At 42.4% G+C, this 23748-nt stretch carries 21 protein-coding genes; 12 read left to right on the top strand and 9 right to left on the bottom strand.

The window, feature by feature from the left end; genetic code table 11:
• Window positions 1–309 precede the first annotated feature (309 nt).
• Both ACE01R_RS11445 and ACE01R_RS11440 read right to left on the bottom strand, forming a co-directional pair.
• Window positions 310–711 (bottom strand): hypothetical protein, encoded by a 402-nt coding sequence (locus ACE01R_RS11445; protein ID WP_395551319.1) that lies wholly within the window; start codon window positions 709–711, stop codon window positions 310–312.
• Window positions 712–838: 127 nt separating this feature from the next.
• Window positions 839–2104, bottom strand: a complete 1266-nt coding sequence (locus ACE01R_RS11440) for a glutamate-5-semialdehyde dehydrogenase (RefSeq protein ID WP_395551318.1) — start codon at window positions 2102–2104, stop codon at window positions 839–841.
• Between the two features lie 303 nt (window positions 2105–2407).
• On the opposite strand from ACE01R_RS11440, the gene ACE01R_RS11435 reads away from it, so the two are divergent.
• Complete coding sequence (locus ACE01R_RS11435; RefSeq protein WP_395551317.1) at window positions 2408–3739, top strand: alpha/beta fold hydrolase; 1332 nt, start codon at window positions 2408–2410, stop codon at window positions 3737–3739.
• Window positions 3740–3768: 29 nt separating this feature from the next.
• Here ACE01R_RS11435 and ACE01R_RS11430 read toward each other — a convergent pair whose 3' ends face one another.
• Complete coding sequence (locus tag ACE01R_RS11430) at window positions 3769–4629, bottom strand: class I SAM-dependent methyltransferase (protein WP_395551316.1); 861 nt, start codon at window positions 4627–4629, stop codon at window positions 3769–3771.
• Between the two features lie 136 nt (window positions 4630–4765).
• On the bottom strand, window positions 4766–5788 hold the full coding sequence (gene nagZ, locus ACE01R_RS11425; protein ID WP_395551315.1) for a beta-N-acetylhexosaminidase: 1023 nt from the start codon (window positions 5786–5788) through the stop codon (window positions 4766–4768).
• Window positions 5789–5985: 197 nt separating this feature from the next.
• On the opposite strand from nagZ, the gene ACE01R_RS11420 reads away from it, so the two are divergent.
• The 8 genes from ACE01R_RS11420 to ACE01R_RS11385 all read left to right on the top strand — a co-directional run bounded on the left by ACE01R_RS11420 (window position 5986) and on the right by ACE01R_RS11385 (window position 17288).
• On the top strand, window positions 5986–8184 hold the full coding sequence (locus ACE01R_RS11420; protein WP_395551314.1) for a carboxy terminal-processing peptidase: 2199 nt from the start codon (window positions 5986–5988) through the stop codon (window positions 8182–8184).
• A gap of 357 nt (window positions 8185–8541) precedes the next feature.
• The gene (locus ACE01R_RS11415; RefSeq protein ID WP_395551313.1) at window positions 8542–10611 is read left to right on the top strand and encodes an EAL domain-containing protein; all 2070 of its coding nucleotides are present in this window, start codon (window positions 8542–8544) and stop codon (window positions 10609–10611) included.
• Between the two features lie 125 nt (window positions 10612–10736).
• On the top strand, window positions 10737–12329 hold the full coding sequence (locus tag ACE01R_RS11410; RefSeq protein WP_395551312.1) for a peptide chain release factor 3: 1593 nt from the start codon (window positions 10737–10739) through the stop codon (window positions 12327–12329).
• Window positions 12330–12691: 362 nt separating this feature from the next.
• Window positions 12692–13516 (top strand): hypothetical protein, encoded by an 825-nt coding sequence (locus tag ACE01R_RS11405; RefSeq protein ID WP_395551311.1) that lies wholly within the window; start codon window positions 12692–12694, stop codon window positions 13514–13516.
• A 67-nt stretch (window positions 13517–13583) separates the two neighbouring features.
• Window positions 13584–14576 carry a DUF3298 domain-containing protein gene (locus ACE01R_RS11400; protein ID WP_395551310.1) on the top strand — a complete coding sequence of 331 codons (993 nt, stop codon included), beginning with the start codon at window positions 13584–13586 and terminating at the stop codon, window positions 14574–14576.
• On the top strand, window positions 14576–15397 hold the full coding sequence (locus tag ACE01R_RS11395; RefSeq protein ID WP_395551309.1) for a TatD family hydrolase: 822 nt from the start codon (window positions 14576–14578) through the stop codon (window positions 15395–15397). The genes ACE01R_RS11400 and ACE01R_RS11395 overlap by 1 nt, the downstream gene beginning before the upstream one ends.
• Before the next feature lie 175 nt (window positions 15398–15572).
• Window positions 15573–16307 (top strand): Bax inhibitor-1/YccA family protein, encoded by a 735-nt coding sequence (locus ACE01R_RS11390; protein ID WP_395551308.1) that lies wholly within the window; start codon window positions 15573–15575, stop codon window positions 16305–16307.
• Between the two features lie 174 nt (window positions 16308–16481).
• Window positions 16482–17288 (top strand): enoyl-ACP reductase, encoded by an 807-nt coding sequence (locus ACE01R_RS11385; RefSeq protein ID WP_395551307.1) that lies wholly within the window; start codon window positions 16482–16484, stop codon window positions 17286–17288.
• Window positions 17289–17492: 204 nt separating this feature from the next.
• Here ACE01R_RS11385 and secB read toward each other — a convergent pair whose 3' ends face one another.
• From secB to rsgA, 4 genes are all read right to left on the bottom strand, one after another.
• On the bottom strand, window positions 17493–17948 hold the full coding sequence (gene secB, locus ACE01R_RS11380) for a protein-export chaperone SecB (RefSeq protein ID WP_395551305.1): 456 nt from the start codon (window positions 17946–17948) through the stop codon (window positions 17493–17495).
• Between the two features lie 39 nt (window positions 17949–17987).
• A complete protein-coding gene (grxC, locus tag ACE01R_RS11375) occupies window positions 17988–18242 on the bottom strand; it encodes a glutaredoxin 3 (protein WP_395551304.1) in 255 nt (84 codons plus the stop codon).
• Window positions 18243–18260: 18 nt separating this feature from the next.
• Window positions 18261–18668 carry a rhodanese-like domain-containing protein gene (locus ACE01R_RS11370; RefSeq protein WP_395551303.1) on the bottom strand — a complete coding sequence of 136 codons (408 nt, stop codon included), beginning with the start codon at window positions 18666–18668 and terminating at the stop codon, window positions 18261–18263.
• Window positions 18669–18761: 93 nt separating this feature from the next.
• Window positions 18762–19820, bottom strand: a complete 1059-nt coding sequence (gene rsgA, locus ACE01R_RS11365) for a small ribosomal subunit biogenesis GTPase RsgA (RefSeq protein ID WP_395551302.1) — start codon at window positions 19818–19820, stop codon at window positions 18762–18764.
• Window positions 19821–19945: 125 nt separating this feature from the next.
• Between rsgA and orn the strand changes: the two genes are divergently transcribed.
• Together orn and ACE01R_RS11355 are read left to right on the top strand one after the other, a co-directional pair.
• A complete protein-coding gene (gene orn, locus ACE01R_RS11360; RefSeq protein WP_086197470.1) occupies window positions 19946–20500 on the top strand; it encodes an oligoribonuclease in 555 nt (184 codons plus the stop codon).
• Window positions 20501–20647: 147 nt separating this feature from the next.
• Window positions 20648–21436, top strand: coding sequence for a ThiF family adenylyltransferase (locus ACE01R_RS11355; RefSeq protein ID WP_395551299.1), 789 nt, complete (start codon window positions 20648–20650; stop codon window positions 21434–21436).
• A gap of 79 nt (window positions 21437–21515) precedes the next feature.
• On the opposite strand, the gene ACE01R_RS11350 is transcribed toward ACE01R_RS11355, so the two are convergent.
• Window positions 21516–22559: a hypothetical protein gene (locus ACE01R_RS11350; protein ID WP_395551296.1), complete on the bottom strand. Its 1044-nt coding sequence runs from the start codon at window positions 22557–22559 to the stop codon at window positions 21516–21518.
• Window positions 22560–22715: 156 nt separating this feature from the next.
• On the opposite strand from ACE01R_RS11350, the gene pheS reads away from it, so the two are divergent.
• Complete coding sequence (pheS, locus tag ACE01R_RS11345) at window positions 22716–23696, top strand: phenylalanine--tRNA ligase subunit alpha (RefSeq protein WP_395551294.1); 981 nt, start codon at window positions 22716–22718, stop codon at window positions 23694–23696.
• The last annotated feature ends 52 nt before the right edge of the window (window positions 23697–23748 follow it).

Here is a 23748-nt window from a genome sequence, read left to right as displayed (position 1 = left end):
TATTCCTTAACTGAAAATTCTCGTACTTGAATTGTTGTATTACCCTTGATCGTCGATATTCATTTTAGTATGTATCTTTCGATCTGTTTAATAGTTGTACATTAGGTTTTTTATTGTCACAAGCTAGACTTTAGGAGATTAGACTTAAGCACTATCGACCAGAAAAACAATAATAATTAAAATTTATCAGCTGATAGATTTCATTTATTAATAAAATACTACTGAATCGTCAGATGTCTATTAGGGGTTTATTTCTTAACCTAACACAAGTGATGAATGTTAAGCAGAGTATAAGTGTTGTTTTTATGCTTAGTTTTGATACTTTATTTCTGACCAGCGTACGATGACGTAAGCTATCAATGCCACCATAAAAAACACCAGCATCATCCAGGCCAGACCTTGCAAGGTTTCAATAATTGTCCGGTAAATTTCCAGTACCCAGCGTTCTTGAGTGAGTTCAATCACAATTTTCTTGTTATTTTCCGTGTAACTCAGGGGCGTGATGTATTTTTCCATATCATAAATACGAATGCCGGAAGAAGTTCCGACCACCATACCGGCGAATTTGGTGTATTTCGCCCATGCTTCATGAATCGGATCATTAATGATGCGGGCCAGAATGGCATTAATAGAACTGGAAAAAATTTTCATTACTGCAAAAGACACCAGTAATGCCAGTAAAAAGGTGCAAATGATCAAATAATAAAACATGCGATTTTCCCTTTTATCTTTCTCATTGTTTTTATCATGTTACGAAATTTAAGACCGGGATAGTGTAGTGACTGTGTTCAGCTTCATGGTTGAAACTGAACACTTAAGGATGCTTTAAATAGAGGAATTATTGGCGAATTTGACCGTCACCAAACACTATCCATTTTTGCGAAGTCAGGCCTTCCAGACCGACGGGACCACGCGCATGAATCTTGTCGGTGGAAATCCCGATTTCAGCACCCAGACCATATTCAAAACCGTCGGCAAAACGGGTAGAGGCATTGATCATTACTGAACTTGAGTCGACACGTGCCAGGAACTGACGCGCAAGGCTAAAGTTTTCGGTAATGATGGCATCGGTATGGTGTGAGCCATATTTGTTAATATGATCAATCGCTTCATCAATTCCACTGACCACTTTAACTGCCAGAATTGGACCTAAATATTCAGTGTACCAATCTTCTTCGCTGGCCGGTTTTACGCTTGAACCGAGAATGCGCTGGGTTTCACGGCAGCCACGCAGTTCGACCTGTTTTTCTGCATACAGTTCAGCAATGCTTGGCAAGAAATCCTCTGCAATTTTCTCATCCACCAGCAAGGTTTCCATGGCATTACATACGCCGTAACGATGGGTCTTGGCATTGAGTGCAATTGGCAGGGCTTTTTGCAAATCGGCCTGTGCTTCAACAAAGACATGGCAATTACCATCCAGATGCTTAATCACAGGAATACGTGCTTCATTGCTGATCCGTTCAATCAGTCCTTTGCCTCCACGTGGAACAATCACATCCACATATTCAGACATTGTAATCAGATGGCCGACTGCAGCACGATCAGCAGTATTAATCACCTGTACCGAGGTTTCAGGTAAGCCTGAAGCTTTTAAACCATGTTGAATAGCTTCGGCAATGGCTTTATTGGATTGCAACGCTTCCGAACCACCACGCAAAATAATGGCATTGCCTGATTTCAAGGCAAGTGAAGCAGCTTCCAGCGTTACGTTTGGACGCGATTCATAAATCATGCCGACTACACCTAAAGGCACCCGCATTTTCCCGAGCTGGATGCCTGAAGGACGGTAAGCCAGGTCAGTGATTTCGCCAATCGGGTCAATCAGACTCATTACATCTTTTAGGCCATGTAGCATGCCTTTAAAGCGGCTGGGGGTAAGTTCTAAGCGATCAAGTAATGCACTGTCCAAATGATTGTTACGACCATTGGTCATATCGATTTGGTTGGCAGCCAGAATTGCAGCTTCACTGTCTTGTAATGCAGTGTAAATTGCAGATAAGGCATTGTTTTTGGTTTGGGTAGAAGCGCTTGCTAACACGCGAGAAGCTTGGCGTGCCTGTTGTCCTACCGTTTGCATATATTGTTCAATCGAATCTTGCATAGCGGTTTGATCACTTAGAAATTACATCTTCGATAGTAACAGTCTGGAACCCGACAATGAAGCATCTGCTTAGAAAAAAGTCCCTGAAACTTTCGGTCTGTTAATATTTTGAAATCCTTTTCTAGGTAAATTTAGATAAGTGGTCATGGAATCAGTTGCTTGAGCTAACCTCCTCTGTATATTATGAAATGATAAAGACAGTGAAGTCTGATAATTACAGCGAAGAATGGACGCAGCATGACGCAGAAATTCTATATTTATTTTCTTGCAAAATAACAATAAGGCAAGAATGGAGGAAGGGATATGAATTCCATGATCCAAATGGACTCGGAAGTAGAAGAATCAAACTCAAATTCTGGTTTTTTTGATCTTTACCATAGGAACAGTTTTAAAGAACCGGCACGTACCACCTGGATTGATGGCTGGAAAATTGAATATATGGCTATTGCTCAGCCAGAAACCATCCACAACACTCCAATTGTTATTATTGGGGGCGCTTTTCAAAATTTTAATTCTTATAAATATTGTGTGGAGCAATTGCTCAGTGCAGGCCCGATCATTTTAATTGACCTGCCTTCCATGGGGGCCAATCAGCAAATTACCAATCGCGATACCGGCATTTCTGCAGGAACACTCGAATTGCCCGATTTGGCTCGAATGTTGGGTGAGTGGGTCGATATTGAAAACTTATCTAAAGTTTCAGTGATGGGCATGTCGCTCGGTTCTGTTGTGGCTTCAAGTTTTGCTGTGCAACGTCCGGAACTGGTCGATCGCATGATTCTGATGGGCGTGATGCAAAAAACGCGTAAAAGCTGGCGTATGTTACTGGAAGAATCCTTGCATTTAATGAATGAACAGCGTATGGATGAATTTGGTCAGGCAGTGATTTTGTATTTGGTCAATCATGCCAAAATCGATCAAACCCGAATGTCACCGACAGCAAAACGTTTATTCTTTAAACAGATGGCTGAATTTACCGCAACAGAGCAAGACCGCTATGAAATCAACTGTAGCCGCTTATTGCGTTTAACCGATGTCCCTATTCCGCAATGTAAAGTACTGGTTGCATGTGGGCAATATGACAGTTTTACCTTGCCGCATGAAAATGCCAATTTTGCTTTGCAATGTCCAGATATGGAATTTGCAATGATTGCCAATGCCGACCATGTACCGCAATTACAGCGCCGTAAAGAAACCATGAGCCTGTTTGCAACCTTCTTGCAGGGGCAATCTATTCAGACTGTAGAAGGGATTATCCCGATGACACGTGCCCAGTTGCTGACTTTGGAACGCCGTGGTGAAGAACGTATTGCTGTACAAAAACCGATGACTGTATTAACGCATCGCCATTCAGATTTGCAGTTACCTACCCATATTGTTGATTTAAACTTTTTTGGCGTTTTACTTGAGTTTACTCAAGGCATGGCAGAAAAAGCTGCACAATACCCACGTGATTTGGCCTTGCATCTGGAAGATGAAGAAGGTCAATTTCAAATTGAATGTTTGATTTTTGAAGTTAATTCAACACGAGTTCGTGCTTTATTTAAGCATGGCAGTTTTGATGTGGCTGAACGTTTATTGCGTTATGTACAGCGACAAAAAGCAGTGATGACAGTTTTAGAGTCGGTCAGTTAATTGATGGCAATATCTAAATAAAAACAGCGTTATATAACGCTGTTTTTTTTGCTTGCATGAATCATCCAGACCAGATCACCCAAGTGTTCTTCGTTAGAAGTGAAGGGTACAGTTGGATTTTGAAAATAGTGTTGCGGTTGCACAATACTGACCTGTTCAAAACCGGCTTGCTGGACAAAATCTTGCGCCTGCTGAGGATTAATAAAATGGAAACTAAATGCGCTCTTGGACATCCATTTCAGTAATTTACTGCTGGCCCAAATAAAATTGGCCAGTTTATTTTTGACCGGTTCTGGATAAATATCGGTGAGGTAATGCAGTTCTTTGAAATTTTCACCGTAATGACTAATGGCTTGAAGCAATTGTAATAACATGTCTTTGTTAAAGTAGTTGATCAAGCCTTCACTAATCACCACCAGGGGGCGGTTTGGATCAAAGACGTGAAAGGCCTGTTCGAAATCAGCAGTGAATAAATCCACGGATAAAACTTCCGGACTATTGGCATCAATTTGTTTTAGCGCTTGGGTTTTGACTTTTGCCATATCGGGTAAGTCGAGTTCACGATAATCAATATTTGGAAACTCCTGTCGGAAATTCCAGCCACGCGGAGAAAGCCCGCTGGCAATTTCAAGTACCTGTAAATCCGGGTGTTGTTCAATCAGTTGGATTAGATGCTGATCAATCATGCGGTGACGTTGTTTCAAGGTGGTACGCATACTGCCGCCAACAAATTTTTCCGCCCAACTTTCTAAAGGATGAACCAGTTTGGCGAGCATTTTTCCTTTAGATGTCGCAAAAACGGGATGAGAAATTCCCATGGTGTACCAGATGTACCCGGTGTAATGGGCGGTAAATGAAATATGTCGATGTTCTGAAAGTTGTTGTGTCATGTCATCCTGACCCTGTATGTTTTTTTAGTTTTTAATGTGTTGCTGTTTATCTGTTGAGTTTCTTACATGCTAAACCCAGCTTATTTTTGTTTATCATAAAGAAAAAGGAACACCTTGTCGTGTTCCTTTTATCGTATTAATTCAATGATTTTTTAAAGTTTTCGATAGTATCGCGAACTTTTTGCCATTCAGCGCCTAAGTCCAGAGTTTCTCCGATGCTAATTTCCGGAATTTTCCCTCGCATGCGTTGCAAGCGTTCCTGATTCGGTAAAGGTAAATTTTCAATACCTGTTAAAGCAACACAAGCTGCAGAGCGGTCATTGCAGACCAAGCCCATATCACATCCGGCTTTGAGTGCAGCCTGAATACGCGCATCCGCGCCACCGGCAACACAAGCGGCCTGCATGGTTAAATCATCGGAGAACAGTACGCCGTCAAAGTTGAGTTGCTGACGCAAAATCTTTTGAATCCAGTAAGGCGAAAAACCGGCAGGATTCGGATCGACCTGGTCATAAATCACATGCGCAGGCATCAAGGCATCCAGTTGCGGCATGAGCTGGATAAAAGTTTGCATATCCTTTTGATAAATTTCTTCATAAGAACGCGAATCTACCGGTGCGGCTACATGTGAGTCTGCTTTAACAGAACCGTGACCCGGGAAGTGTTTACCGGTATTGGCCATGCCCGCACGTTTCATACCCTTTATGAAAGCACTGGCAAGAGGAACAATATCATCAATATTTTTGGCAAATCCGCGATCGCCAATCACATCACTGACATCATTCAAATCCAGTACCGGTGCAAAACTGAAATCAATACCTACAGCAAGTACTTCGGTGGCCATTAGCCAGCCGCATTGCTTAGCCAGATCAACAGCTTTTTCAGGTTCAGTGAGATAAAGTTCACCTAAACGGCCCATGGCTGGAAGTAAGGTAAAGCCCTGTTTCAAACGCTGTACGCGACCACCTTCCTGATCCACAGCAATTAAAATATCAGGTCTGACACGACGCATATGATCGGTTAAGGCTCGAACTTGTTGCGGTGATTCTATATTTCGTGAAAATAAAATCATGCCGCCTACTTGCGGTGCTCGTAATAGTTCAATATCTTCTTGAGTAAGTTCTGTGCCAGCGATGTCTAGCATCAATGCGCCAATCATATCGGTGTCCGTGTTGGAATTTTATAAAGAAAAACAATACCCGAATTCTGCAATGATTTGCTACATTTTGACAGTACAGAATATGATAAAACTACACGACATACATATTAAGTTGTTTAAGATTTTGAATATACTCGATTCATGTTGAAAAATGACGTTGTGATATTGGTCAAAGACCAAGGAAGTACGAATTATTTATGAAACTTCAAACATTAGCTTGTGCAGTTGCAATTGCGACTGGAGGGTTTTTCTTTTCGCATGTAATGAACGAGGCAATTGCAGCTAATACGACAGTTGCTGTTTCTCAAACCATTCAGCCAACGCAGGAACAGGCCCTTGTGTCACGCCAGTTGGCGACTTTGGTTGACCGTCAACATTATTTAAATCAGCGTTTAGATGCGGCGACTTCCAATCGTATTCTTGATTTTTATCTCGATAGCCTGGATGCAGACCATTCATTATTTTTAGCTCCTGAAGTTGAACAATATAAGAAAAATTATGGTGCAAATTTCGGTGCTGCATTAAAAGCAGGCGACTTATCTGGTCCTTACCTCATTCATGCCCAATATCGTGACCGTTTGAAACAGTTTTATGAGTTCATGCTGGCAGAGTTGAAAAAGCCGCAAAACTTGAAGCAAGGCAATGTCTATATTGAAACTGATCGTGAAAAAGCACCTTATTTCAAGACAGCAGCAGAGCAGCAGCAACATTGGAAAAAAATGCTGGTGTCGCAGCTGATTAACCTGACCATTAGTAAGGAAGAAGAGGCTGCGAAGCAAAAAGCCTTAAAAGATGATCCGACTCTGGCCAATGGTCAGGATCTGGCAAGCCCTGAAGATTTAACCCCGGTTCAAACCCTGACCAAGCGTTATACCCGACAGCTTGAACGTGCCAGCCGTGTAAAAAGTGATGATGTCCTCGACAAGACTTTGAATGCGATGATGCTGACCTATGATCCGCATAGCAACTATTTCCCGCCAGTTGATGCGATGGAATTGAACCGTCAGACGACCTTGCAATTAGAAGGGATCGGGGTTTCGATTCGTCCTGAACGTGGCAATGAAGATTACACCAAGATTGAAACCATTGTTGAAGGTGGTCCGGCCAGTAAATCTGGTCAGATTAAACCGGGAGACCGCATTATTGGCGTAGCACAAGACGGCGATAAAATGGTCGATGTCATTGGTTGGGCCAGCAATGAAGTAGTCGGCCTGATTCGTGGCAAGCGCGGAACCAAGGTGAGCCTGCGTTTATTGGGTGCGGGTGCATCAATGAGTCAGGCACGCACAGTCAGCTTGGTCCGTGATGTCATTCAGGAAGAAGATGCGGGTGTGCGTTCACGTACAGTAGAGATCAAACGTGATGGTAAAAATCATACATTTGGTGTGATTGAAATTCCGTCGTTTTATTTGAATTATCGCGCACGCCGTGCCGGTACAGATTATCGTTCGGTTTCTGAAGATACCAACAATGCTTTAAAAAGCCTGGCAGCCAAGAATGTAGAAGGGATTATTATCGATTTGCGTAATAACCCGGGTGGATCGCTGGAAGAAGTTGCGCGTATGCTGGGACAAGTGATCAAATCAGGTCCGGTGGTGCAAATTCGTGATGGTAATGGCAATGTCAGCGTATTTGAAGATGATGACGGCGGTGCACAAACCTATGCCGGTCCACTGGCAGTCATGGTCAACCTGGCATCGGCATCGGCAAGTGAGATTTACTCTGCTGCTATTCAGGACTATGAACGCGGTATCGTGATCGGAAGTACCACCACAGGTAAAGGTACAGCCCAGGTTCAACTGGATACCTTGGCCTATGGTCAGGCAACCTTGACCCAGCGTAAATTCTACAGAGTGACCGGCGGAAGTACCCAGAACAAGGGAGTTGTACCTGACATCAAGCTGGTCGATATCTACAATGAAGAGTTTGGCGAGCGTAAGGCGAAGAATGCCTTGAAATGGGATACCATTCCAACGGCACCCTTTAAGCGTGAAGGTTCGGTACAGCCTTATGTACAAAATCTGGCGCAAATGTCACAACAGCGTGTAAGTGTTGATCCGCAATTTAAATATCTGGAGCAACGTAAAGCCATTGCGAAAAAAACCGATGAGCAAAAGCGTGTAGTGCTGGATATTGATCAGCGTAAAACCGAATTGAATGCACTTGAACAGAAAACTTTAGAGGCGGAAAATCAACGCCGTAGCTTGACGGGGCAAAAGCCTTATGCCAATTGGGAAAGCTATCAGGCCTCAATGGATGCTTTAATTGAGTCGCGTGCGAAAATGAAAGCTGCACAACGACCTGCTCTGGCTGAAGAAGAAACATTTGTTATCGAATCTGCTAATATTTTATTGGATTATGCAAAATTACAATCCACTAAGGTTGCTAGCCCTTAGGATTTATAATTCGGTATTTTTCATTTGAAATGTTCAAAAACCAGTTAGTTGATCTGACTGGTTTTTTTATGGATGCATGAGCAAATAGGGGAATGGATTTTTAAAATACTTTAAAAAATATGAACAGAGTGGAGATAATGATAAAAATGTTGAACTATGTTTCTTTTGCAAAATGAATAAATTGGAAATAAAAAAGAATAGAGTAATTATCGCTTGACCAAAATAGAATAGTATTAGATTCTTGTTTTAATTGACTGTTTTTATAACCACTCTTTAAAGATAAAAATTTTTTTGCTTATATAAAGAGTATTAATCAGGTGAATTAAAACAAGAAAGATAACATTTACGGAACTTAATATGGTTCATATACATTATGATCTTAGCCTGGTAATTGCTTCAATAGTTGTGGCTATTTTGGCCTGTTATTTTACAATCTCACTCGAACAATTATTATTCCGTGGCTTGGGGCAGAAATATGAAAAAATGCTGCTGATCATTAGTGGCCTGATGCTCGGGGCTGCAATTTGGTGTATGCACTTTGCCGGTATGCTCGCTTGTCATTTACCGGCAGATTACTCATTTGATTATGGTCTTACTTTTGTTTCGTATCTTATTGCATTTATTGCATCGACCTTTGCCATTTGGTTGACTACGCGAGAAACCTTACCCTTTGGCCGGCTTGTTTTAGGTGCGGTATTGATGGGGATGGGGATTGCCGGAATGCACTATACCGGCCTGATGGGGCTGGACGTCAATCAGCACAAAATTTATTATAATCCTCTGCTGACGATTTTTTCCGTTTTAATTGCAATATGTGGTTCAGGTTTAACGTTTTGGCTCACCTTTAAATATAAAAATGCAGCACAGAAAAAGTTGCTGTTCAAGATTTCCCTAGTGCTGATGATGGCGCTGACCTTTGTCTCGATGCACTATGTCGGTATGGGGGCAATCGTTTTTTATGCCATTGCTGCAGATCAGTCGGTCACACAGTATCAAACCGGACAGGGGTTAATTTTATTAAGTGTTATTTTAGTCACCAGTTTAATTCTTCTCGCTGCATTTTGTGTCGCTGTACTGGAGCAAAGACTAGAGGTTCGAAATAAGCAGCTTTCTAAAGCCAATCGTGAGTTGGCCAATCAGGCTGTGCAGGACAATTTAACCAAGTTGCCCAATCGTTTATTCCTGGCCGAATATTCACATTTGTTATTTACTGATAATCGTTATGGCGATGATAAAATTGCTTTTATTTATATAGGTTTAGACCGGTTTAAGGCAGTAAATGATGTATTTGGGCATCATGTGGGCGATCAGTTGCTGGTGCAACTGGCCAACCGTATTCAGCATCAACTGAAACAAAATGAAAAACTGCTCCGTATAGGGGGGGATGAGTTTTTGATGGTGCTGGAACAGGCCACCCCCGAACATGCAATTGAAAAAGCAGAACAACTATTGGTGCTAATTCAGGACAGTTTTCTGATTGCTGGTAAAGAGATCAATATTTCTAGCAGTATTGGTATCGCCCTGTATCCAGACCATGGCAATAATTTGCAAGATCTGCTGATTAATGCCGATGCAGCCATGCTGATGTCGAAATATCAGGGTAGAAATACCTATTCCGTGTTCAGTTATAGCGCGGATCAACAGGAAACTAAAAGTCAGACTAAACTGATTAATGATCTCTATAAAGCAGTTGAAGAGCAACAATTTGTTCTGTTTTACCAGCCTAAATTTACTACCCGAGATTATGCAATTTGTGGGGTAGAAGCCCTGATCCGCTGGAATCATCCAAGCTTGGGGATGTTGACTCCGAACATGTTTATTCGTGGCGCTGAAAAAACCGGTCTGATTATTCAGATGGGCTATTGGGCACTTGAACAGGCCTGTAAACAGATTCAAATCTGGGAGCAAAAAGGTTCTGATTATTTCCCTCTCGCGGTGAATTTATCCGCTGTGCAATTTGAACATAAGCACCTGTTTTCAACGCTGGAAAGTTTATTTAAGCAATATCAGATTAATCCGAATCATTTAGCCATCGAAATTACAGAGTCAACGGCCATGCATCATGTTGATTCTACAATTCGGAGTTTTGAGCGGCTACGTCAGATGGGCATTAAACTGGCCATTGATGACTTTGGAACCGGACATTCCAGCTTTTTGTATTTGAAGAACCTGCCCGTGGATGAATTGAAAATAGATCGGGAATTTATCCGTAATCTGACGGTCGGTTCAAAAGATGAAATGATTTTAGAAAGTATTATCCAGTTGGCCATAAAACTGGGTCTGGTTGTCACTGCAGAAGGGGTGGAAACACCCTTGCAGGCAGACATACTGACCCGTTTAGGTTGTCAGCAATTGCAGGGCTTTCTGTTGGCAATGCCGATGGATGTGAACCGTCTGGAAAAGATGGACAAGGCATTATTTACTTAAGCATGATGCGGGCTGAACAGGTTTAGTTCATTTCAAAAGTTTTATGATCTGCTACAATATGGCCAATTTTTTATATTGATCAGTTTTGGTCTTTTTGCACTGCCATTCTGCAGTAGGTATCTTTCATGAGTTTTAAAGACGAATTAGCGGCGCAGGTCGCACAGCGACGGACGTTCGCGATTATTTCCCACCCCGATGCTGGTAAAACCACCATGACAGAAAAACTGTTGTTATGGGGTAAGGCAATTCAGGTGGCAGGGATGGTCAAAAGCCGCAAGTCAGATCGTGCTGCAACGTCTGACTGGATGGAAATGGAAAAAGAACGTGGTATTTCCATCACCACTTCGGTTATGCAGTTCCCTTATAAAAATCATGTCATCAACCTGTTGGATACCCCGGGACATGAAGACTTCTCGGAAGATACCTACCGTACCTTAACTGCGGTTGACTCTGCGTTAATGGTGATTGATGGTGCAAAAGGGGTCGAAGAACGGACCATTAAATTGATGGAAGTGTGTCGTATGCGCGACACTCCGATTATCTCTTTCGTCAACAAAATGGACCGTGAAATCCGTGAACCATTAGAACTCCTCGATGAAATCGAAAGCGTTCTGAAAATCCGCTGTGTCCCGATTACCTGGCCGATGGGTACTGGTCGTGATTTTGCCGGCGTGTATAACATCCTCGAAGAAAAATTTTACGTCTACAAGTCCGGTTTTGGTTCGACCATTACCGATATTGAAATCCGTGATGGCTATGACCATGCTGACTTGCGTGAAAAAGTCGGTGAATTGGCTTTTGCTGCTTTCGAAGAATCTTTGGAACTGGTGCAAATGGCCAATGATCCATTAGATCCTGAAGAATTCCTGGCAGGTCGTCAAACACCGGTACTGTTCGGTACAGCATTGGGTAACTTTGCAGTTGATCATGTTTTGAATGCTTTTATTCAATGGGCACCACAACCGAAAGCGCATCCAACACATGAACGTGCGGTGGAAGCAACCGAAGAAGGTTTTAGCGGTTTTGTTTTCAAAATTCAGGCCAATATGGATCCAAAACACCGTGACCGTATTGCCTTCATGCGTATCTGTTCAGGCAAGTATGAAAAAGGCTTGAAAATGAATCACGTTCGTCTGGGTAAAGATGTACGGATTAGTGATGCCTTGACCTTTCTGGCGGGTGAACGTGAACAGTTAGAAGAAGCCTGGCCTGGAGACATCATCGGTTTACACAACCATGGTACCATCCAGATTGGCGATACATTTACTTCAGGTGAAAACTTGCATTTCACCGGTATTCCACACTTTGCGCCAGAAATGTTCCGCCGTGTTCGTTTAAAAGATCCTTTGAAATCCAAACAGCTACAAAAGGGTTTAAAAGAGCTTTCCGAAGAAGGTGCAACGCAGGTGTTCATGCCGCAAATTAATAATGATCTGATTGTGGGCGCGGTCGGTGTGCTCCAGTTTGATGTAGTGGCTTATCGTCTGAAAGAAGAATACAAGGTCGATTGTGTTTACGAGCCAGTGAACATTAATACCGTACGTTGGGTTTCATGTGATGATGAAAGAAAATTCAACGAATTCAAGAAAAAGGCACATGATCAATTATCCTTAGATGGTGGTGGTCATTTGACTTATCTGGCACCAAGTCGTGTGAATCTGCAATTGATGCAAGAGCGGTATCCGGATATCCAGTTCCGCGCCACACGCGAACACTAAAATAGCCAAAAATAAAACAGCTTCTTTATGAAGCTGTTTTTTTAGGGTCTGTTGGCATTTCATAAATAGCTTACGTTGTAGGCTAAAATTGAGCAAACAAGGAATGAAATGCAAAGAATGGTGGTTCCATTTTTAAATTTCATGACGAAGTCTGAGATAATTTTAGCCACAACCCTTCGGGACTAGAGTATTTTTTGATGCTACTTCGTTGTGAACTACGCATTTAGAATGACTAAATTTTGTATTTCACGCCTCGTATCCTCTAAAAAAATACTCTTAGTCGCAAACATAGATGAAGTGTCAACAGACCCTGTGTAGAATCATTAAGATAAATGAATTACTTGAGAAAAAGAGTGGTCAGCATGAACGGGAAACTAGGGGCTGCATCCGTAATCGTTATTGGTCTGATGCTCAGTGCCTGTGATGCTTCAAAACAAGAATCCAAACAACCAGATCAGGAGCAGTCGCCAGCTTCGGTATTTAAAACCGAGAAGGCAGATGTCTTGCCGTATTTAAATATTCAGGAGCAAGAGGCAAAAATTGCCTTGCCTTTTTGTGAAACCAAGAACTGTATTGACCTGAATATCCAAACGGTACATACCGAAGATGCCTGGTTAAATGACTGGATTGCCAAGAGCCAAGCCAAGGTCATTCAAGATCAAATTGGCCTCAAACAGGACATGAGTCTGCAACAGGCCATTAATGTCTATGTGAAAAAGTCTGATGCCTGGCAAGCCGAATTTTCCAAAAATAAGCCCTATGAATTGGCAATGTATACTCGCATTGCCTATCAGCGGAATCAATATGTACTCATGCAATTAGGGGTCGACACTACACAAGAAGAAATAAAAGTGAAAGAGCGATATTACTTTTTTGTGGCTGACCGTAAAAAACAGAAAGCTGTGACTTTGCTGGATATTCTGGAACCCAAGCAGCAGACCAGCATGAATGATATTGTGCAACAGGCTTATCAAGAATGGTTAAAGCAGCAAAAGGCTGAAGTCAAACAGAAAGCGCCAAAAAAATTATATTGGGGGCAGGCAGACTGGTTCTTTGATCAGGAGGGGGTCGGTTTGCATTATCGTACCCATGAAATTGTGAAGGATGGTGCCCAGCTGGATATTTATTTAACCAAAGAACAAACCAAGCAGATATTGAAAGCTGACGCTTATCAGCATATGTTTTAGTCATCCGTAATCAATTCAGACATTGAGTGAACGTCCATTTACCAGATTTAAGTTTATAGGTCAGATGATGCTAAAAAATAAAACGATATTTCCCCTCAGTCTTATTGTTGCAGCAATTGCATTAACGGCATGCCAACCTAAACAAGCTGAGCCTAAAAAAGAGGACAAAGTAGCCCAATCGCAAGCTGCTCAAGCCGAAGCTTTAACATTGGCAGGCGACACGGAAAAGCTGACTTTAAATTTGCCTGAATGTGATGGAAATAGTTGTCCTAAAATAAATGTCGAGCGTCTTTCCAGTAACCAGGCGTTTATTGATGAATTTATTGATCAACAAGTTTTAAAGCAGCTGGATCAAATTTTAGATATTTCACCAAAATCATTGAAGTCAGAACAGCAGGTGGCTACAGCTAGCGATAATTCGAAAGATTCAAATCCAGCTCAGATATCTGAAGCTGCTGCATCGGAAACTATTGAAACACCGAAACAGAAACTGGAAAAACAGGTGGCGCCTTATCTGCAGAACTTTTTATCGCTGGATAAAGAACTGAAAGCTTTAAGTGCCAATCATCAGATCAGCCTGATGATCAAGCCGAAGATTCTCAATGCAGGTGAACCTTTGGCAACCGTGGTGTTAAATTCCAGCAGTTATCTGGGCGGGGCACATGGTTCATCTTCACAGTATTATTATAATTTTGATCTGAAAAAGAAAAAACTCGTCAAATTGGATGATATTCTGGCGCCAAAGCAGAAAGCGGTATTGGAACAGAAAGCCCATGAAGAGTTTAAACGTTGGGTTATTGATTCCAAGTTGGCAAATAGCGTTGAAGAATACGAACAAGCATGGAAATTTACTTTATCGGATAATTTCTATTTGTCGACCCAAGGTCTTATTTTGCAATATGGCGAATATGAAATTGGGCCTTATGTGGTGGGATTGCCACGTTTAACCATTCCTTATGATCAATTGCAAACCGTACTGAAAAAAGCCTATTTGCCTCAGGTTGAAGTGAAACATGAAGCAGCTGCCAGTGCAGCCAGTGACAATAAAGCCAAATCTTGATGTCTTATTCACTGTTTGATACTCATACCCATTTTGATGTTCCCGATTTCGATGCGGATCGGGAACAACTGGCACATGCTGCCAAAGCAGTTGGGGTAGAACGTTTAATTTTGATAGGTTTTGTTCAGTCACGGTTTCAGGATTTGCTCCACAGTCAGCGTTTTCTCAATCAATTAAAGGATGCTCCGAAAAGCTATTTAGCTCCAGGTTTACATCCTGTTTATATTGAGCAGCATCAAACATCCCATCTTGCAGATTTAGAATCGTTATTAAAAACAGAAGATTGTGTTGCGGTTGGAGAAATTGGTCTAGATACCTTTTTAACACAGCACAAACAGCCAGAAATTTTTCAGAAACAAAAAGATTTTTTTGCCGCGCAACTTGAATTGGCGCAACAGTTTGATAAGCCGGTGTTATTGCATATCCGCAAATCACATGCAGAAACACTGGCTATATTAAAACAGCAACAATTTAGCTTAGGTGGCATCGCTCATGCGTTTAGTGGCGGAATAGAAGAAGCCAAGGCCTTTATTCAACTGGGGTTTAAAATTGGTGTCACTGGACAAATTACCAATCCCAATGCCAAAAAACTGCATCGCGTGGTTCAGTCCATTGGTGTTGAACATCTGGTTTTGGAAACCGATTGTCCGGATATGACACCCTTATGCTGTCAAAGTTCTACTGAACATCGAACACGCAATACGCCAGTCAATTTACCTTATGTTCTGGATGGATTGGCACAATCGCTGAATCTAGATCAGGCCATGCTTGCAGTACAACTCTGGCAAAACTCCCTGGATGCCTTAAAGTTGGCATCTTAAAAAATATTGTAAAAGCAGGTTTTATCCATCAGTATGGGTTTTTAATGGCATGTTTTGCCATGAATCGGTTTTGTTCTCTGACCGATATTTTATGCAATGTTGCAAAGATTCATTTTCTGTTCTTAAATGCTGTCTATACTACTTTAAAAATCTAAATGAAAATAATGAGGGAATTATGCAAAGTAATAATCCTATTTTAACCCGGGTCGAAACCCAGAGTGATTTTAACCAGACCATGACGGTGCAAGGCGCCATTCAAAAGTCGGTGTTATTGACCGTGATTGCTGCGGTGGTCGGTGTGTCGCTATTTTTATATAGCTTCCTGACTCTGAATATATCCATTGCCTATGCTGCCGCAATGGTGGGAGCGATCGGTGGATTTATTCTGGCACTTATCGCCACATTCAAGCCGAATACTGCACCCACATTGGCCATTCCTTATGCGCTGTTTGAAGGGGCATTTTTAGGCGGCATTTCGGTAATATTTCAACTGAAATTTCCAGGTGTACCTTTACAGGCATTGCTTGCAACCTTCATTACTACATTGGTGATGTTTGGGCTATACCGTTTCCAGATTATTCGTGCCACAGAAAAATTTAAGGCCGTGGTGATGTCGGCTTCTATTGCCATTGCCCTTGTATTTGTGGTGCAAATTGTCATGAGTTTGGCTTTTGGCTCAAGTATTCCTTACATCTTTGAAAGTAACTGGCTTGGGATTGGCTTTGCTGCCTTTGTCGCAGTGATTGCTTCTTTAAACCTGATTCTCGATTTTGACCTGATTGAATCTTCTGCTGCACAGTATGCGCCAAAAGCCATGGAATGGTTGTGTGGTATTGCCTTATTGGCGACCTTGGTCTGGATGTATTATTCCTTTCTGCGCTTATTGGGATTGTTACAAGGGGATGATTAATCCTTTTTAACAATGGTAGTTAGCTACATAGCAAGATCAATCCAGAAATGCTTCCCCATGAGGGAGCATTTTTTTTGCTTTTTACACAACATGTTAAAAAAAGGCGCATTATGCAATTTCGCAAACGCTTCAGACTTGGCATTATGCTTGTAAATTATTTTGAGTGAGATTCACATGGCACAAGGACTATTGGCGGGTAAGCGTTTTCTCATCGCGGGTATTGCAAGTAAATTATCCATCGCATTTGGTATTGCTCAGGCCTTACATCGTGAAGGTGCTGAACTGGCATTTACTTATCCGAATGAAAAATTAAAAAAACGTGTTGACGAGTTTGCTGAGCAATTCGGTTCAACGCTGGTTTTCCCTTGTGACGTGGCTGTAGATGCTGAAATTGACTCGGCTTTTGCAGAATTGGCAAAACATTGGGATGGTCTGGATGGCTTGGTTCATTCAATCGGTTTTGCGCCAGCACATACTCTAGATGGTGACTTTACCGATGTTACCGACCGTGAAGGTTTTAACATTGCCCATGACATCAGTGCATACAGCTTTATTGCCATGGCACGTGCTGCAAAACCATTATTGCAGGCTCGCCAAGGCTGCTTGCTGACTTTGACTTATCAAGGTTCTGAACGTGTAATGCCGAATTACAACGTGATGGGTATGGCGAAAGCATCATTGGAAGCGGGTGTACGCTATTTGGCATCAAGTCTTGGCGCTGAAGGCATCCGCGTGAATGCTATTTCTGCAGGTCCAATTCGTACATTGGCTGCTTCAGGCATCAAGTCTTTCCGTAAAATGTTAGACCTGAATGAAAAAGTTGCACCACTTAAACGTAATGTGACCATTGAAGATGTCGGTAATGCGGCATTGTTCCTGTGCTCACCTTGGGCAAATGGTATTACTGGTGAAATTATGTATGTTGATGCCGGCTTTAATACTGTGGGTATGAGCGCTGATTTGATGATGGATGCTGAATAATATTTTTGCTTTTCTCCTTCTCCCTTTGGGAGAAGGTCGGGATGAGGGTTTTTATACCTCAATCTCACTTTTTCTAGCCAAGGGGGGAGGTATTATTCATTTAGCCCTCACCCTAACCCTCTCCCATAGGGAGAGGGGATAATAGAAAGTGAAGCCATAAAAAAGACCGCAAATGCGGTCTTTTTTATATTGAAAGTTAAGCGATTAAGCTTGACCTTCAGCAGCGGCTGCTTGCGCACGTTGCATATTTGCTTCGAACTCAGCATCGAAGTTAATTGGAGTAAGAAGCAATTGCGGGAAGCTTCCTTTTGTTACCATATCATTTACGGCTTCACGCAAGAACGGGAACAGGATATTCGGGCAATAAGCACCAAGAATATATGGAAGACGTTCTTCTTCAACGCTATCGACCAAGAAAATACCCGCTTGAGTCACGTCTACGATAAATGCAGTGTCACCTGCGTTGTTCGCTTGAACCACGACTTGTAATGCAACTTCATAATGTGTTGCATCAATTTTTTCTGCAGAAGAAGACAGGTTGATATTTAATTCAGGCTGCCATTCTTTAGTAAATACTTGCGCCCCAGGTACTTCAAAAGAAATATCTTTAGTATAAATACGTTCTAGTGCTAATTGTGGTTGAGCTTGTTGTTCACTCATTCTTTAATCCTTAATATGAAGAGGTGACTTAATATTTTGTTAAGCCAATAGTTCGTTTAGTTTTCCTTCACGCTCTAAAGCATAAAGTTGATCAAAACCACCGATGAATTGGTCGTTAATAAAAATTTGTGGAACAGTACGATGATTGGTGCGCTGCATCAATTCAACACGTACTTCAGGCGCTTCGTTAGATAAGTTAATTTCTTTATATACAACGCCTTTACGCTCAAGAAGTTGTTTCGCGCGAACGCAGTAAGGGCATACAGTAGTGGAATAAATAATTACTTCAGCCATTCAAAATCTCCAAGCGTATTATTTGCTTTTAATCAGGGGTAAGCCTTGAACTTTCCAGTTGTTGATCCCACCATCCAGACGGTAGCTGTCGGCATGACCCACTTGCTGTAAAGCGGTGCCTGCGATTTGACCCAGGTTACAAATGAACACCAGTGGTCGATCGGCAGATTTTAACTCTTCAATATGGCTTGTAATCTGGCTATAGGGAATATTACGGCTACCGCTGATATGACCTTCACGGAAATCTTTTGCATCACGTAAATCAATCAGCATGGCATTTTTAGCTTTGACTAAAATACCTAAAGATTGTGGTGAAATTTTACGGCCATTGCGTTGTCCTTCCAAAATAAAGAACAAAACAACCAACGCCCCGAGTGTTCCAAACAAGAAGGGGTGATTCCCCATAAATTCGAACCAACGTTCCACAAGTCACCTAATTACAATTCAAAATTGCGTAGAGTATAGCCTATAAATATGGCGATCAAAATCACTGCTTCAAGGGCTAAGGGTTAAGAAAAATTAATTTTTTTGCTGCGCTTCAGTAATTTCATCGATTAAACGCAAATAACTGTCTAAGCGGCGTTGCAGGATTTCACCCGATTGCGCGGCCTGACGTAGAGCACATTGCTTTTCATGCTTATGGGTACAGTTGCGGAACTGGCAGTGTCCCAACAAATTTTCAATTTCAGGAAAACCATGTTGTACCTTGGCCAGGTCCAGATGCCACAAACCGAATTCCCGAATTCCCGGAGAGTCAATCAGTGCTGCCCCTTCACCAAAGGCGATTAAACGGGTAGAGGTGGTGGTGTGCTGACCCAGTGCCGAGTTTTCCGAAATCACATTGGTTTTTTGCGCTGCATCTGGAACCATGGCATTAATCAGCGAGCTTTTTCCAACTCCAGACTGACCGACAAAGGCAACCGTTTCACCGGCTAAACGTTTCGCTAGTTCAGTTAAATCACCATCCGATTGAGTTTGCATCACTTCATAACCCAAGGCCTGATATTCTTTGACCAAGTCTAAAATCGGATCATTTTCCTGAAGTAAATCAGCTTTATTCAACACTAAGAGAGCAGGAATTTCAGCATCGGCACAGGCCACCAGATAGCGGTCAATCAAGCTGGGTGCAACTTCCGGGAAAGAGGCAAACACAATCACAATCAGGCTGACATTGGCTGCGACCGGTTTGACTTTATGATAGCGGTCAGGACGGGTCAGCAAGGACTGGCGAGGGTGAATGGCGGTAATAATGCCCAGACCGGTATTCGGATCGGCCTGCCACTTGACCCGGTCACCTGTGACCAGCGCTTCCAGATTGGTCCGGGTATGACAACGCCATACACTGCCGACTTCAATCGGCTTCCAAAAAGGGTCTGGTTCACCTACTTTCACATCAGGTTTAGTTGGATGCTTTTCGGGCGCTGAGAGGGCTTGCACTTCAAGTTGACGACCATAGTGCTGAACCACCAGGCCTTCTAAATCATTTGAAGTGTCGAGTTCTTCTTGACGTGTTTGATGTTGTTTCTGAATGCGACGTTGCTGCTGTTCAGTTAAACGACGTTTACGAATTAAAGCCATTCATATCCTAAAAAAAGCATGGACTAAGAATGGCAAAAATAGCATGAAGCGGGGTAGGAGTTACAGCCAAGTTGCAATAAATTTGCTACTATAGCCGTTTTTAAGCCCAATAAGATTGCACATTTATGAGCAGCACCCCTGATACCCGCCTGATTTGGATTGACCTTGAAATGACAGGTTTGGATACGGATAACGATCAAATTATTGAAGTTGCAACGATTGTGACTGACGATAACCTGAATATTCTGGCGGAAGGGCCGGTGCTGGCTGTGCATCAGTCAGATCGCGTGTTAAATGCGATGGATGAATGGAATACGCGTCAGCATGGACAATCCGGTCTGATCGAACGGGTACGCCGCAGTAAATTGACCGCACAAGATGCCGAACAGCAAACTCTGGAATTCCTGAAAAAATGGGTCAATCCAAAATCATCACCAATGTGCGGTAACTCGATTTGCCAGGACCGCCGTTTCTTGCACCGTTTAATGCCGGAAATGGAACAGTATTTTCATTACCGTAATCTGGATGTGTCTTCAGTGAAAGAGCTGGCAAAACGCTGGCGTCCAGAAATTATGAGCGGCTTGAAAAAGAATGCATCTCACTTGGCGATGGATGACATCCGTGATTCGATTGCTGAACTGAAATATTATCGTGAATATTTCTTTATCATGAATAAATAAAGCAGTATTGATAGATGAATAGAAAAGGGGCGAAAGCCTCTTTTTTTATGTCTGCTACAGTTATTGAATGATGCGAAAGAGATAGATTATCGAATTGAGCCGGAATTTGATAAAATGCGTCGGTGTTTTTTAGCTGTTAGATGACGAATGACTGATCTTCCTGAAGATGATGAATATGAGCGCCGCTTTGCCGGGGTAGAAAAAATTTATGGAGATGAAGCTTTTCGTCAGTACGAACACAGCCATGTGATGGTCATCGGGATTGGTGGCGTGGGTTCCTGGGCGGTTGAAGCCTTGGCACGTACCGGCATTGCTGAGCTGACCCTGATTGATATGGATGTGGTCGCTGCATCGAATATTAACCGTCAATTGCCGGCCATGAGTTCGACCTTGGGTCGAGAAAAAATCGAGGTGATGGCCGAGCGCTGTTATTCAATTAATCCACGGATCAAGATCAATCTGGTAGATGATTATCTAACCCCAGACAATGTCAAAGAACTGTTAGCAAATAAGCCTGATGTGGTTCTGGACTGTATTGATGATGTCAAAGCCAAGCTGGCTTTAATGCTGCATTGCCGTTTTAATAAAATTCCGCTCATTGTCTCGGGTGGGGCCGGTGGTAAACTGGACCCCCTAAAAATTCGTGTCGCGGATTTGTCCAAAACTGAACAGGACCCGATGCTGGCGAAACTGCGCAGTCAGCTGCGTGCGAAGGGTATTTGCAAGAAACCGAAAGAAAAATTTGGCATTACCTGCGTTTATTCCATTGATAATCCATTTTCTGGCGCAGAGGTTTGTGCCAGTGCCGGTCTGCGCTGTGGTGGTTATGGTTCAGCCGTGGTGGTCACTTCAAGTTTTGCCATGGTAGCAGTGGCAGAGGTGTTAAAAAAGCTGGCACTGAAAAAACCTAAAACTGAAACTGCTCAATCAGTATAAAAATTTAAAAGCGAATAAAAAGAATGAACCCGGTTCTATATCATCGAGTTCATTCGAATTTTAGCAACCTCATCAAAAATTAAAGGCCAAAATAATAAGCCAATACACAAATGACAATAGTCAGCAGAATCAGTTTGATCACTCCTGATGTACCGACCTTGTGCGAGGCATGTGCAGGATGGCTTTTTACATGGGGAGTGGCATGTGGAATGCTCTGTGCACTATCCAGAGGATTGGACACTTCAACTTTGGTCAGTTGTGCGGATTGATAATGATTGGCTACTTTGACAATAAATTTTGCAGTTAAATCATCAAGCTTTTGCGAGAAATGACGTAGATTAAGCTGTTCTTCAGGTGTTAGTTCACTACCGTCAGCATGATAGGGATGTTGCTGTTTCTGCTGAATATAATTTGATAAGGCTTCTAGGCGATGTAGGGTTGTATGGGCATAATCCGCCTGATAATCGCTTGGCAGTAAAGGCAGATATTTACTCTCGAACAAAGGCGAGCCATCAGCATTTTCTGTAGCAGCCTGCATCATTCCATAATATGGAAAATCCCGCTGGGCTGGTTCAATAAAGCCCTGTGCAAACTTGCTGTCAAATAATTCATTATTGGTATAAAGTTGAATATCATCCCAATTCGGTTTTTGCAGATCGGTATCAATACGTTTGGCCAGTTTTGAATTGAGCTCGAAACGCCAGAAGGTTTCCTGACGGCACTGTTCCTGCTGTGGCTTGGGTGCTTCATAGTCATTGTCGGCGGTATACCATTCAGCTAATTCCTTGCCAAAAATCCATGCTGTTTTCTTATTTTGTTCATGACTGACAATAAAATGCGGAATAGCGAGTAGTTCAACATTGGCATTTGGATTTTGCTCATCACTTAACAGGCTGGAACTATGCAGGCTAATACGCAGCGTTCCTTGTTTTTTTAGACCTTCAAGCCAGATCTGAAAATGTTGTGCGAGTAAATGTTGTGACAGCAGATCTCGGAAACGCAAATTGTGCTGGTTAAAAATGGCATGTTGTACCCAATGATTAAAGCTCAAATTCTGGCTGAGATATTCATTGCCATAGGTCACCAAAGTAAGCTGTTGTTTCCAAATTTGATCGAGCGCCATTGTTTTTATCTCATAAATATTAGCTTTATCTTATACTTTTTATAAATCTGGATGCCAATCTAATTTTTCCTCTACAGGGAACTTCATCAACGCGCTCAAAAACTGTTAGAATATGGGGTTTTATTATATTTTTAAATTGTTGCTTTGAGAGTTACTATGTCACTGGAAGCCCTGACCACTGAAGCGCTCGCTGCGATTGCAGCAGCAGAGGACCTTGCTACACTCGATCAAGTACGAGTGCAATTTACAGGGAAAAAAAGCCAGCTCGCGGAACAATCCAAGGCACTGGGTAAAATGGACCCTGAAGAACGTAAAGTTTTTGGGGCAAAAATTCATGCGGTCCGTGAAGCTATCACTGGTGGATTAACGACACGCCAGGCGGAATTACAAAAAGCTGCACTAGAACAAAAACTTGCTAGCGAAACGATCGACATTACCTTGCCGGGTCGCGGTCAAAGTGTGGGCAGTATCCACCCTGTGACTCAAGTGCAAGAACGTATTTGCCAATTCTTTACCAAAGCCGGTTTCACTGTTGCGACAGGCCCTGAAGTTGAAGATGATTATCACAACTTTGAAGCGTTGAATATTCCGGGTCATCACCCTGCACGTGCAATGCATGACACTTTCTATTTTGATGTCAACCACTTGCTGCGTACCCACACTTCAGGTGTGCAAGTGCGTACTATGGAAAAGAATCAGCCGCCAATTCGTATTGTCTGCCCGGGTCGCGTATACCGCTGCGACTCGGATCAAACCCATTCGCCAATGTTCCATCAAATTGAAGGTCTATACGTGGCTGAAAACACCAGCTTCGCTGAACTGAAAGGTTTGCTGGTGAACTTGCTGAACGAATTCTTTGAAAAGGATTTAACCGTTCGTTTCCGTCCATCTTACTTCCCGTTTACTGAACCAAGTGCGGAAGTGGATATCATGGATGAACGCGGTCGTTGGTTAGAGGTTTTGGGCTGCGGTATGGTGCATCCGAATGTGCTGCAAGCTGCCGGCATTGATCCTGAAAAATATAAAGGCTTTGCATTTGGTTTAGGTGTAGAACGTTTCGCTATGCTGCGTTATGGCATTAATGACTTGCGTATGTTCTACCAGAATGATGTGCGTTTCTTACGCCAATTTGCTTAAACAGATTATTGATGACTTCTCCCTCAGTTGAGGTGAGTGTTAAAACAGAAAT

Origin of the sequence: Acinetobacter sp. BSP-28 (assembly GCF_044130285.1) — a bacterium.
In the GTDB taxonomy this organism is placed as follows: domain Bacteria; phylum Pseudomonadota; class Gammaproteobacteria; order Pseudomonadales; family Moraxellaceae; genus Acinetobacter.
This window is presented reverse-complemented; position numbering and strand designations above follow the sequence as displayed.

Excerpts from the sequence above, each read along its gene's own strand:
- ACE01R_RS11350 (WP_395551296.1), bottom strand. The coding sequence starts at position 22,559 with ATGGCGCTCGATCAAATTTGGAAACAACAGCTTACTTTGGTGACCTAT.
- ACE01R_RS11390 (WP_395551308.1), top strand. The coding sequence starts at position 15,573 with ATGCAAAGTAATAATCCTATTTTAACCCGGGTCGAAACCCAGAGTGAT.
- ACE01R_RS11420 (WP_395551314.1), top strand. The coding sequence starts at position 5,986 with ATGAAACTTCAAACATTAGCTTGTGCAGTTGCAATTGCGACTGGAGGG.
- ACE01R_RS11405 (WP_395551311.1), top strand. The coding sequence starts at position 12,692 with ATGAACGGGAAACTAGGGGCTGCATCCGTAATCGTTATTGGTCTGATG.
- pheS (WP_395551294.1), top strand. The coding sequence starts at position 22,716 with ATGTCACTGGAAGCCCTGACCACTGAAGCGCTCGCTGCGATTGCAGCA.
- ACE01R_RS11395 (WP_395551309.1), top strand. The coding sequence starts at position 14,576 with ATGTCTTATTCACTGTTTGATACTCATACCCATTTTGATGTTCCCGAT.
- ACE01R_RS11440 (WP_395551318.1), bottom strand. The coding sequence starts at position 2,104 with ATGCAAGATTCGATTGAACAATATATGCAAACGGTAGGACAACAGGCA.
- ACE01R_RS11445 (WP_395551319.1), bottom strand. The coding sequence starts at position 711 with ATGTTTTATTATTTGATCATTTGCACCTTTTTACTGGCATTACTGGTG.
- ACE01R_RS11415 (WP_395551313.1), top strand. The coding sequence starts at position 8,542 with ATGGTTCATATACATTATGATCTTAGCCTGGTAATTGCTTCAATAGTT.
- secB (WP_395551305.1), bottom strand. The coding sequence starts at position 17,948 with ATGAGTGAACAACAAGCTCAACCACAATTAGCACTAGAACGTATTTAT.
- ACE01R_RS11355 (WP_395551299.1), top strand. The coding sequence starts at position 20,648 with ATGACTGATCTTCCTGAAGATGATGAATATGAGCGCCGCTTTGCCGGG.
- ACE01R_RS11385 (WP_395551307.1), top strand. The coding sequence starts at position 16,482 with ATGGCACAAGGACTATTGGCGGGTAAGCGTTTTCTCATCGCGGGTATT.
- orn (WP_086197470.1), top strand. The coding sequence starts at position 19,946 with ATGAGCAGCACCCCTGATACCCGCCTGATTTGGATTGACCTTGAAATG.
- ACE01R_RS11400 (WP_395551310.1), top strand. The coding sequence starts at position 13,584 with ATGCTAAAAAATAAAACGATATTTCCCCTCAGTCTTATTGTTGCAGCA.
- ACE01R_RS11430 (WP_395551316.1), bottom strand. The coding sequence starts at position 4,629 with ATGACACAACAACTTTCAGAACATCGACATATTTCATTTACCGCCCAT.
- ACE01R_RS11435 (WP_395551317.1), top strand. The coding sequence starts at position 2,408 with ATGAATTCCATGATCCAAATGGACTCGGAAGTAGAAGAATCAAACTCA.
- rsgA (WP_395551302.1), bottom strand. The coding sequence starts at position 19,820 with ATGGCTTTAATTCGTAAACGTCGTTTAACTGAACAGCAGCAACGTCGC.
- grxC (WP_395551304.1), bottom strand. The coding sequence starts at position 18,242 with ATGGCTGAAGTAATTATTTATTCCACTACTGTATGCCCTTACTGCGTT.
- nagZ (WP_395551315.1), bottom strand. The coding sequence starts at position 5,788 with ATGATTGGCGCATTGATGCTAGACATCGCTGGCACAGAACTTACTCAA.
- ACE01R_RS11410 (WP_395551312.1), top strand. The coding sequence starts at position 10,737 with ATGAGTTTTAAAGACGAATTAGCGGCGCAGGTCGCACAGCGACGGACG.